13 protein-coding genes and 1 other RNA gene are annotated in these 10359 nt (G+C 51.5%); 5 read left to right on the top strand and 9 right to left on the bottom strand.

Annotated features, from left to right (window positions below):
* Nucleotides 1-187: 187 nt before the first annotated feature.
* A complete protein-coding gene (locus tag AO068_RS07055) occupies nt 188-2059 on the bottom strand; it encodes a DUF2075 domain-containing protein (protein ID WP_057404797.1) in 1872 nt (623 codons plus the stop codon).
* Between the two features lie 314 nt (nt 2060-2373).
* Between AO068_RS07055 and AO068_RS07050 the strand changes: the two genes are divergently transcribed.
* The gene (locus tag AO068_RS07050) at nt 2374-2874 is read left to right on the top strand and encodes a PH domain-containing protein (RefSeq protein WP_054068339.1); all 501 of its coding nucleotides are present in this window, start codon (nt 2374-2376) and stop codon (nt 2872-2874) included.
* 230 nt (nt 2875-3104) lie between these two features.
* Here AO068_RS07050 and AO068_RS07045 read toward each other — a convergent pair whose 3' ends face one another.
* The 7 genes from AO068_RS07045 to smpB form a co-directional block, all read right to left on the bottom strand.
* On the bottom strand, nt 3105-3530 hold the full coding sequence (locus tag AO068_RS07045; protein WP_058407974.1) for a DUF1493 family protein: 426 nt from the start codon (nt 3528-3530) through the stop codon (nt 3105-3107).
* Between the two features lie 246 nt (nt 3531-3776).
* Nucleotides 3777-4238: a hypothetical protein gene (locus tag AO068_RS07040; RefSeq protein ID WP_005744965.1), complete on the bottom strand. Its 462-nt coding sequence runs from the start codon at nt 4236-4238 to the stop codon at nt 3777-3779.
* Nucleotides 4216-4605: a polymorphic toxin type 44 domain-containing protein gene (locus AO068_RS07035; protein ID WP_003313653.1), complete on the bottom strand. Its 390-nt coding sequence runs from the start codon at nt 4603-4605 to the stop codon at nt 4216-4218. Before AO068_RS07035 ends, AO068_RS07040 begins: the two co-directional genes overlap by 23 nt.
* A gap of 29 nt (nt 4606-4634) precedes the next feature.
* Nucleotides 4635-5135, bottom strand: a complete 501-nt coding sequence (locus AO068_RS07030) for an Hcp family type VI secretion system effector (protein ID WP_003313651.1) — start codon at nt 5133-5135, stop codon at nt 4635-4637.
* Between the two features lie 249 nt (nt 5136-5384).
* Nucleotides 5385-5772, bottom strand: a transfer-messenger RNA (tmRNA) gene (ssrA, locus tag AO068_RS26125).
* A 110-nt stretch (nt 5773-5882) separates the two neighbouring features.
* Nucleotides 5883-6167, bottom strand: a complete 285-nt coding sequence (locus AO068_RS07025; RefSeq protein ID WP_058407973.1) for a hypothetical protein — start codon at nt 6165-6167, stop codon at nt 5883-5885.
* A gap of 289 nt (nt 6168-6456) precedes the next feature.
* A complete protein-coding gene (gene smpB, locus AO068_RS07020) occupies nt 6457-6939 on the bottom strand; it encodes an SsrA-binding protein SmpB (RefSeq protein ID WP_002555146.1) in 483 nt (160 codons plus the stop codon).
* A gap of 113 nt (nt 6940-7052) precedes the next feature.
* On the opposite strand from smpB, the gene AO068_RS07015 reads away from it, so the two are divergent.
* From AO068_RS07015 to AO068_RS07005, 3 genes are read left to right on the top strand one after another with little or no spacing between them, the layout of a single operon-like run.
* Nucleotides 7053-8456: a sodium-dependent transporter gene (locus tag AO068_RS07015; protein WP_029240803.1), complete on the top strand. Its 1404-nt coding sequence runs from the start codon at nt 7053-7055 to the stop codon at nt 8454-8456.
* 7 nt (nt 8457-8463) lie between these two features.
* Nucleotides 8464-8898, top strand: a complete 435-nt coding sequence (locus tag AO068_RS07010) for a type II toxin-antitoxin system RatA family toxin (protein WP_004656689.1) — start codon at nt 8464-8466, stop codon at nt 8896-8898.
* Nucleotides 8891-9205: an RnfH family protein gene (locus AO068_RS07005; RefSeq protein WP_057412075.1), complete on the top strand. Its 315-nt coding sequence runs from the start codon at nt 8891-8893 to the stop codon at nt 9203-9205. The genes AO068_RS07010 and AO068_RS07005 overlap by 8 nt, the downstream gene beginning before the upstream one ends.
* A gap of 64 nt (nt 9206-9269) precedes the next feature.
* On the opposite strand, the gene AO068_RS07000 is transcribed toward AO068_RS07005, so the two are convergent.
* Nucleotides 9270-9791, bottom strand: coding sequence for an outer membrane protein assembly factor BamE (locus AO068_RS07000; protein ID WP_002555143.1), 522 nt, complete (start codon nt 9789-9791; stop codon nt 9270-9272).
* A 98-nt stretch (nt 9792-9889) separates the two neighbouring features.
* Between AO068_RS07000 and fur the strand changes: the two genes are divergently transcribed.
* Nucleotides 9890-10297 carry a ferric iron uptake transcriptional regulator gene (gene fur, locus AO068_RS06995; RefSeq protein WP_002555142.1) on the top strand — a complete coding sequence of 136 codons (408 nt, stop codon included), beginning with the start codon at nt 9890-9892 and terminating at the stop codon, nt 10295-10297.
* The last annotated feature ends 62 nt before the right edge of the window (nt 10298-10359 follow it).

The raw sequence follows: 10359 nt of genomic DNA, 5'->3' as shown, positions 1-10359 counted from the left end.
TCTTTTTGGTCGGCATACATGCACCTCTAGCTACATGTTATGCCCGAACACAAAATTTCTGACAGTCTCCAGTTTCGCGATACCGAAGAAAAAGCCCCCACCTGCTGGGGCTTTTTCTTGGATATCTTCAGATGCAATGACATTCGCCTTATCCGTCGCCACGCCTGGCCAAGATTTTTATGGCTCGTCAGTCGTTACTTTCTCCCGCAAGCCTACCGGCAAAATACTGCGCGGTCTCCGGATCAGTGCAGTACAGAAAGCAGCCCTTCATTCCACGGGTCATCAGTGTTCGATATGTGTTTTTTATTATCAGGTCTGTTTCCTGTTGCGCTAGGGCAGGTTGCTCCTTCATCAACTTTTTCCAACCTCGAATCGACTTATCATGCTTATCTCGGTCATGTGGTGATGTCACCACTCGTCCGTTCCGCACTACCAGATCCGGCCCGATGATCACTCCTATGTAATCCACCTCAAGACCCTGACAGGTATGGATGCACCCCACCTGCTCAATGGAGTTTTCAGCGATAATCCATAAGCTGCCGTCCTGATCCAGATTCCATTGGCGTGCGTAGTCGTCGCCGATAACAATATCCGAAGCCTTGGGGTCTTTTTTGCTGAGCCAAGGCCAGCAGTACCCCGCGACAACGCGAGCCTTGTTGCCGTGATTTTTCTGCTCTATAGCGGCATGCATGGCTTGAGGCGAATCGAACACCTTGAACTCATAGTCTCTGGTGTCGAGCAGGGGGTGAGCTGTTGGGCGAATCTCCAATACGTTGTCCAACCACGCAACGTAGCCATCAGAGCCACTGCAACGGAACTGGGATGACAGCACATACTCTTCCACGGTCGCGCCTTTGGCTTTGGCAAATGCGCGAATCGCCTGCTTGCTACCGATGTCGCTCAGGGTCACGCGCTGATCTTCGTCGATAAAGAAGATTGAGCACTTTGCTGAATCGATCAGCTCCTTGATTTGGTTTTCGCCAAGGTTTCCGTACAAGCCACTTTTTTCATTGAGCCTATGAGCCTCATCGATGATGAGCACATCATAGGTATTAGGTTCGGTATCGATGAATGCACCCGAACCGGAAAAGAAATTAGAGAAGTGGGTTCGCTTTACTGTGCCGATCAATTTACTCTCGTAAACTTTGCGTGGGGCAGCATTTTTGGACACATATTTGCTCAACAGGCTCAAGGCGGTGAGCCTTACCAGCAAGTTAATCGCCAATACCGTTTTTCCGGTACCCGGACCACCCTCAATAATCAACACTTTTGGTACTTCGATAGTCGCTTGGCTTGCTGCCGAGAGAGCGGACTCGAAAATGGTCTTTTGATCATCGATCAATATGAACTCAGGCTTGCCTTTCATTAGCCCACTTAGGGCTTCAGACAAAGCTTTGGACGGGCGAATTTTTCCGTTCGAAAGCTCGTAAAGCACCTCTTTATTGTCACCGTGAACAATGTGTTTCTTGAGGAAAACTCGCAGTTTTTCGAGCTCTGCGGGGCCTTTAAGGAACAAAGGTGCTCTGCTGGTATAGGGTTCGTAGTGAGCAGAATTGATGACTCCGTCGCTGACATAGTTATGTAGGTAGGCACAGGGACGTACCTCGATGCTTTTGTCATAGACGGCTTCGTTAAAGCCCTCCAGTAATGCGGCGTACGACCATACCTGATAAGAGGGGTGGATAGTCTCGACTTGGCTGCCACCCAACGCCGTTTTTACGATGGCATCCTTTGTGGTTGCGGTTGCCTTGCTCCACTGCTTTAGCTCAATCAAAACCGCGTTTTTTGCCTGAAACTCATCACGGCCTGTCAGCAAGAAATCGATACGTTTCGATGACTGGGGGATGTGCAGCTCGATAGCCAATCCTGCGTCGCTGGGTAGACTGTCGTCTCGCAGCACCTTAGCCATGTAAGTCAGTGATCCCTGCCAGGATTTGATCTCAGAAGCGCCAACCTTCTTTCCGGTGGCTTCCTTGAAATGCCTGAGAATCACTTCTTCAATATCGTCGTTATCGCTGTCTTTGAGAAACTGCTGTTTGGTCGCAGCGTATACGATCACACGAGGTCCTTAGAGCTCCAAGCTCAGAATTAATCGTAGTTTTTTGCTGGTGCAGGCGGGTTTGCTGGCAGCACACAAAATACGATCAGAAAACGTAGGCTGAGATTGTAGGACCTTTCGCTTTTCGTGGCCGATTTTTCGCACATTTCTTGGAGCGGCTTGTGACACGCACCGCCATGGGCGGGGCTTTTCGATTTAGGAAGGTGTTAACCTGAGGTGGCGATCCTGTTTGAATTCGGGAATGGTTTTTTGCTAGCTGCCGACATTATGTTTGGCTATGATCGCAGCTAGAGCTAATAGCAAGGAGCATAAAAGTGTCTAAGGAATCAAAACACGTCATGAAATTCAGAGGAAAGCACCTGCAGTCGGGGGAGCAGGTGGTGGCTTGGGGAGATGGATATATCGGTGAAATGATGGGCAAGGGGAAGAATACCCAGCAAAATGGCTCAATGATTGTCACCACTGCCAGAGCTATTTTTTACCGCGCTGGTTTTTTTGGCGAGGTGAATGAAACGATCCCTCTCAAGGCAATCACATCCATCGAACGTAAGTCGTTTATGGGGCACCGCTCAATACGACTTCATACGTCACACGATTCCCTTGAGTTCAAGTCATTCAAGAAAGAGCAAGATCAGATACTGGTTGATGCGATAGAGTCTGGTCGAAGTGTAACGCATCCACTACCCACGTCTTCTCAAGTGGAGGGCTTTAATATAATGGATGCGCTGACCCGATTGGCTGAGCTGAAGTCTGCCGGACACTTGACTGAAAAAGAGTTTTCCTCAAAAAAAACTGAGCTTCTGAGCAGATTGTAGGATTAAGGACGCTATTAGCCCAGCAACCACGCTGGGCTTTTTTATTTCTTAGACTGAAAGGGCACTAAAAAATGATTCCTGTTTAAGGCCTTTCTTAGGCGTTTTTTTTGGGGGGGGATTTTGCTTAAAACTATCTGCTTCAATTCTCAATGCACGCCGAAGTAGAAGATGTTCGACGATGTCCATAACTGATTCAGTTGACCGCTACAGTTAAGCCTCCGGTATCAAAGTCATTGTGTTTTTATACTAAATCCATCAATAGGGATTTCTTCGGTTTTACTGTAAATTGGCAAGCTACTAAAGCTTGCTTTTTCAAGAGTTTCGCAGTTCCATGACTTCACCTGGGCTGCTTCATACAGCATGCCTAACGTCATTACTGTCTTTGCACGCCGATCTTTAGATCTGAAGAACACGAAAATATCAGTCCCTTCAGGCTTGAAATAACGATAGTGGTCGTAGTCGCCGCGGTCGACGCCAAGGTGTTCGAAAAAATCTTCCATGAAGTCACTGGCATCGTCACCGTCAAGACCTAGATCCCAACTGACTCTGGTGGCGAGGCTGAGAATTTCAAATGCTTTTTTGCCGAACCCAACATAAAAGTAGATTCTCTCTATGAAATAATTAAGGATGTCATGGTTCAGATCGTTTTTATCCATTTTAAAATAGCACCTTGCTTATCTTCGATAAAGTTGTAGGTGTTCAGCGTTATGTCTCCGATCTTGTTGGGCTAGCATGCGGTATAAGACCTTCCGATAACGGACGTTAGCCGAGTGTGGCTGTACCTAGCCGCTGGTTTAACTAAGAGTCTAACGTCCAATTTCGTTCGACTCGGAACAGCAAGTTCTAGCTAGGGCTTGTCGGAAATTATCGATACAGTTAGCTCTAAAGTTAAGATTTATCTGTCAGTCCCTTGGCGTAGTATCTTCTTGAGTTAGCGTAATTCTGTAACTTCTAAGGTCGTCGCCTTCAGTGACATACTCCTTGCTAAAGTAACGGTAGACAGCACCCTTTACCGTGATTCCTACGCCATTGGGTGTGTCATGTATTGCGACGTTTTCTAAAGAGCTATCCGTGATGAGGAATTCGCTTTCCTTATTAAGTTTATGTAATACTTCTGAATCATCGCCTTCAAGCGGTTTGCTAATGAAAAAGCGTAGTGTGTCCACGTCGGTAGCCATGGCGCCGTAGCGCGTAACATACAGCCAATCACCCTGAGGAAGCCGCCGTTTTAACACTACTTCATCTGCGTCACTACCGAAATCAAAAAAGTCACCAAGAAACGTCTTGGCTATTAAAAAGATCACAAGTATCCAAAATGAATTCTTGTAAGTAAATCTGAAGTTAGTATCCTTTGGATTTTGCATACAAGATCCCCATTTTTATCCATTTCTGGTCTTTAGGGTCATCCCCGTATGGAGGCAGCCAGAACCAATGGCCCCACTTATGCTTTCGTGTTTTGGCTTCTCCTTGGGCGAACCCAGCGGCTCTCAGTAGAAGCTGTTCAGTTAATTGACCGGCTGTCCCAACAGCGCCGTAATGAAAATTGCCGAAGTCTTCCCACTCTGGATGTTTCTGCTTGTAGTCCCACGGGCTCTTGTTACGTACTTTGTAGTAAAACCAACTCATGAACGCACCCGTGCTAGGATCTTTTTTCCACTGATCGTTCGCGAGCTTCATGTGGACGTCTACATTGACTCCGGGAGGAATGACTGCTGGCATTTCGTAATTCATCGCCTGTCCCTGCGAAATCTAATGAGTAGTTATGAAAATATCTTGTTACTGATAGCATCCCAGCCGCCAGCAATTTGTCCAGCGCTTTGCCCTGTTTTTCGACTTTGCTTGGAGTAAATAAGTTGAATTCTTCCATAGTTCAGAGCGATAAGTTCGCTTGGGAAACTGTTATCCTGGTCGCCATTGCCCGTTAATGAAAAAGAACTGATAATAACTTCTTCGAGTTTTATCTCCAGGTATTTGACTTTTGGGTCGCCAGCACGGAAAAGATGCACAGATACCTGCTTGAAGTGCTTACCGCTGCAGCATGCCTCATGAAGCTTTGGGGTGGCATTATCAACAGCCTTACGAACGAGCATGTCGCTCATGTAGGCCCTGCCCGAGGTTGCACCGCCGGCCGATGTGGAGGTAGCTGAGGCAGTCTGGCTAGCCGAAAGGTCGAAGTCTTGCAGCTCGATCCAGTTTTCGTAGCCTTCTGAGAGAGTCTCGCCGGGAACTCCTTCGATCTGCAGATATGCTTCTAATGACATCTTCAATTCCTTTTAATGCGATCCAGAGCTTTTGATACTACACGGAAGCATTTTTGATGTGAATCGCTCAGTCTGTGGTGTAGGACGCGCATTGTGCAGAGAGGGGGGCAAAAAATTTTCAGTAGAAAATCAGGCCCGCCGGGCAGCCAAGGCTGTAATAAAGCCGGCATTACTGAGCCAATACGGCCCAAAAAGGCACAAAAAAAGCACTTGCGATGAACGCGAAGTGCTTTATTTGTAACGCTTGTATGGTGGAGCCGGGGGGATTTGAACCCCCGTCCGCCAGTACTCCGCTGTCGGTACTACATGCGTAGCCGTGTCTATTAAGTTAACCCTCAGCGACCCGACGGGCAGGGTGCTTTGGGCGAGCTGTGTAAGTTTTAGCCGATTCGTCCACAGCGTACTGCACGGCGATTCTGTTCTATATGACAATCATTTTGGGTTTACAGACATCCCCTGATGATTGCTGGAGCCGAAGCTACCAGAAGTGCGGCTAGGCTGCTTACGCAGCTAGTTGAGCACCGTAGTTTTCGTCATTGGCAACTATAGAAAGTTGCAACAGTGGATTTACGAGTTCTGTTACCAACTCGGCATGCACCTAAAGTTTCATCACCGGCGTCGAATCCAAATCGGCCCCGAGACTGCTTTCGCAGTCGCTGGGGCGCAGTGTACGCCGATTGGCGTGCCACGTCGACCCGTTTGCTGCAATCGATCAGGCTAGCCGGGTGGCGAGCCTGATCGAAGGGGTTACTTGGTGCCTTCGCTGCCCGAGCCGGTGTTTTTCAGCGAGGTGATCACCTTGGTGGTGATTTCGACGCATTTTTTCTCGTCGTTCTGAGCTTGAGCCGCTTTGGCGTTTTGCTCAGTGGTTTGTAGCATTGTCTTGTTTTCCGGGCTCAGGTTGGTGCCGGAAGAAACCTGAGCATTTTCAATCGTTTTGATGTTTGCAGCGCACAAATCATCGGCGGCAAAAACCGGCGAAGCCAACAGGGCGGCGCTGAGGAACAATCCAGTGAGGGCGGTACGCATCATGTGTCTCTCCTTATAACCTGTGGACTCGGTATGGCCGGTCGTTGAGGCCGTCGCCCGAGGGTTTGAAAGCCCGTTCATGTTCAGGGCCTAAAGGATTGACTGTGCTGTAGCGCAGGCGTTCTATTTTATTTTCAGACAGATGCGAAAAAGCCACATTGGGCGGTTAAGGCACCAAAGTGGGGCGATCTTCGCGTTGAGGTTGTGATTGTGCGGGGTGGGATAAGGGGCAGATGGATTGAAAGTGCGCACTGCCAAATGCCCGTTACAGGCATTTGGCACAGGCAGGAAGTTAGTCGTCCTTGCCCTTGGAGCGCACGGCACGCTGTAGCTCACGGTCCGAGTCGCGTTCACGCTCGGTGTGGCGTTTGTCGTATTCCTTTTTACCTTTACCCAGCGCGATTTCGCACTTGATCAAGTGCTCCTTCCAGTAAACGGAAAGGGCCACGCAGGCATAGCCTTTCTGTTGAACCGAGCTGGTGAGCTTTTCGAGCTCGCGCTTGTTCAGCAGCAGTTTTCGGGTGCGTGTCGGGTCAGCGATGACGTGCGTGCTGGCAGTCTTGAGAGGCGTGATGTGGCAACCCATCAGCCAGGCCTCGCCATCCTTGAGCAGCACGTAACTGTCGACCAGCTGTACCTTGGTGGCACGCAGGCTTTTTACTTCCCAGCCAGCCAGGACCAGACCGGCCTCGAACTTGTGTTCGATGAAGTAATCGTGACGCGCCTTTTTATTTTGCGCGATGGTCCCTGTAGGGTTTTTCTTGAGCTTAGCCATAGGGGGCGCATTATAAGGAGTTGCATCAATGTCGGCTATGGGAAAGCGCGTGCTTGAGCACAAAGGTTGAATCCCGGACAATGCGCGATCTTTTTTGGCTGGGCGTTTCGATAATGTCGACGGACAAGGTTTCAGTCCACGGTAGCTGGGCAAGCCGCTGGGTGTTCATCCTGGCTGCCACAGGTTCTGCCGTGGGGCTGGGCAGCATATGGAAATTTCCGTACATGGTCGGTGCCTATGGCGGCGGTGCATTTGTACTGGTGTTTCTGGCGTGCATCGCGCTGATCGGCATTCCGGTCATGATCGCCGAGACGCTGATTGGCCGTCGTTCCCGACTCAGTCCTGCAAATGCGCTCAAGACGCTGGCGCTGGAAGCGGGGCATTCGGCGCGATGGTCATGGGGCGCTTTTGCCGGAATGATCACGGCTTTGCTGATTCTCTCCTTTTATAGTGTGGTGGGCGGCTGGTCGCTGGATTACATCATCGACATGGGGCGCGGCGATTTTCAGGGTGTTTCGCCGGATCAGGTCGGTGCCTATTTCGGCGCGGTGATTGCCGACCCATGGCGTCTGATTCTGTGGCACACCATTTTCATGCTGCTTTCGGCGGTGGTGATCGGAAAGGGTGTTGAGGCCGGTCTGGAGAAGAGCCTGCGCATCATGATGCCGATGCTGTTCCTGCTGATGCTGGCGCTGTTGGGCTATAGCCTGACCACCGGGCATTTCATGGAAGGCGTGCATTTCATGTTCGACTTCAATCCCGACAAGGTACTGGATGGTTTGCTGCCTGCGATGGGGCATGCGTTCTTTTCCCTGAGCGTCGGTGTCGGCTCGATCATGGTCTACGGCGCTTACATGACCAAGGGCGCATCCATCAGCACCACGGTTGTTGGCATCGCGTTGCTCGACACCTTTGTTTCGCTGCTGGCGGGCCTTGCACTGTTCCCTATCGTTTTTGCTGCCGGCCTGAACCCGAGTGAGGGGCCGGGCCTGATGTTTGTAACGTTGCCATACGCGTTCGGCAACGTGGCATTCGGGCAGTTGATGGGCGTCGTATTCTTCGTGCTGGTGGCTGTAGCGGCCTGGAGCTCGGCGATTTCGCTGCTTGAACCCATGGTTGCCTATCTGGTTGAGCGCACCCGTATTCGCCGCGCGTGGGTGACGTTCTGGCTGGCATTTACCTGCTGGTTTGTGGGGCTGGGAACGGTGTTCTCGTTCAATATCTGGCAAAAAGCCAAGTTTTTCGTGAACGATGGAGGTGTATTCCACCTCTACCAGTGGGGCGCATCGACTGGCCTGGACTTCTTTGGAGTCATTGATTTCTTCACTTCGCGGATCATGTTGCCGCTGGGTGGGTTGTGTTTTGTGGTATTCGCTGGTTGGGTGATGAGCCGTGAGACGGTGCGTGACGAGTTGTCGATTCGCAGTCCGTTGCTCTTCAACCTGACGTTCTTTTTGATGCGCTACGTGGCGCCGCTCGGCATTCTTGTGGTGTTTGCCGCTCAGCTCTGGAAATGACGCTCACATGACTACGCATATACAACGCTCTGCTTTACTGCCGTACCCGGCCGGGTTTCTTTATGACCTGGTCAATGATGTGGCCCGTTATCCCGAGTTTCTGCCGTGGTGTTCCTCTGCCACCGTGCTCGAGTCCAGCGAAGCGCAGATGCGCGCCAGCCTGGAAATTGCCAAGGGCGGTCTGAGCCAGAAGTTCATGACGCGCAACACGCTTACCCCAGGCGAGTCGATCGTGATGGACCTGGTTGAGGGGCCTTTTGAGCAGTTTCATGGCGTCTGGACATTCAAGCCGCTGGGCGAGAAGGCCTGCAAGATCAGCCTGGATCTGTCCTTCGATTATGCCGGCTCTATCGTTCGCGCCACGCTCGGGCCGCTGTTCAATCAGGCGGCCAATACGTTGGTGGACGCGTTCTGCCAGCGAGCGAAAGAGCTGCATGGCTGAAGCAGTGATTCAGATTGAGGTGGTGTACGCCTCTGTGCAGCGTCAGGTGTTAATGACGCTGGATGTTCCGGCAGGCTCTTCGGTGCGTCAGGCACTGGCTCTCAGTGGCATGGACAGGCAGTTTCCGGAGCTGGATCTGACGCAGTGTGCCGTGGGCATCTTCGGCAAGGTGGTGGCTGATCCTTCCACACGGGTGCTGGAGGCGGGTGAGCGAATCGAGATCTATCGTCCGCTGTTGGCCGATCCCATGGAGATCAGGCGTCTGCGTGCCGCCAGGGCGCGGGAGAAACGGACGCTTCCCGGCTGAACGCTGACTGAACGAAAGGCACAAAAAAGCCCGGCATGCCGGGCTTTTTGTTGAGCGCTGAGGACTAACGAGAGTTGGTGTCCAGAGGCTCTTGGGTCGGGACAGGTACGGTCTCGACGCTGTCCACGTCTTTCTGGATCTTGTCCAGCAACGAACCTGGCTTGGCCGGCTCTTCAGGCTTCTGCACCGGCTGATTCTCTGCCGGGACAGTGGTATCGCTGCCTTTGCCGAGAATGGCTTCATCGCGGCTGACACCGGGCATGAAGTCGCCAGACAGGCTCACAAGCTGGTCATTGCCGTTGAATATAAGGCTGACACGCTCCTGCTGGCGTTCACCGCCACCTGGCTGCAGGCTGTACAGGTAATCCCACCGATCGGAGTGGAAAGTGTCGGTCAACAGGGGGTTGCCCATGATAAACCGTACTTGCCGTCGGGTCATTCCGGGGCGTAACTGGTCTATCATGTCCTGCGTGACGACATTACCCTGCTGGATGTCGATTTTGTAAACCCCGGGGAATGAACAACCGGCGAGTGCGAGCAGTCCCACGAAGGTGAAACTGGTTAGCAAGAGCTTGGTGTTTTGCATCGGTGGGCGACTTCCACTATCTTGGCTGGGACAACGTAAACCCCGATCATACCTGCATTAAGAGAAGCTGCGAAGCAGCGTCTGCGAGAAAGCTGACCATGGTTGAAAATAGCGAACTACGTAAAGCAGGACTAAAGGTAACCCTACCAAGGGTTAAAATACTCCAAATGCTCGATTCTGCCGAGCAGCGCCACATGAGTGCCGAGGATGTCTACAAGGCGCTTATGGAGGCAAGCGAGGACGTCGGCCTGGCCACGGTTTACCGTGTTCTGACCCAGTTTGAAGCTGCTGGATTAGTGGTGCGCCACAATTTCGACGGCGGTCATGCTGTGTTTGAGCTGGCTGATGGCGGCCATCACGACCACATGGTCAACGTGGAGTCCGGTGAGGTGATCGAGTTCTTCGACGAAGAAATCGAGAAGCTTCAAAAGGCTATTGTCGAAAGACACGGCTTTGATCTGGTTGACCACAATCTGGTGCTCTACGTCCGCAACAAGAAGGCGTAAGCCAGACGGCGTAAAAACCAGCACCAAAGGCGACCCCGTGTCGCCTTTGTGCTTTCTGCGGT

This window comes from Pseudomonas sp. ICMP 3272 (assembly GCF_001466905.1).
In the GTDB taxonomy this organism is placed as follows: Bacteria; Pseudomonadota; Gammaproteobacteria; order Pseudomonadales; family Pseudomonadaceae; genus Aquipseudomonas; species Aquipseudomonas amygdali.
Note: the sequence above shows the minus strand (reverse complement) of the source record. Positions and strands in the feature narration are given on the sequence as shown.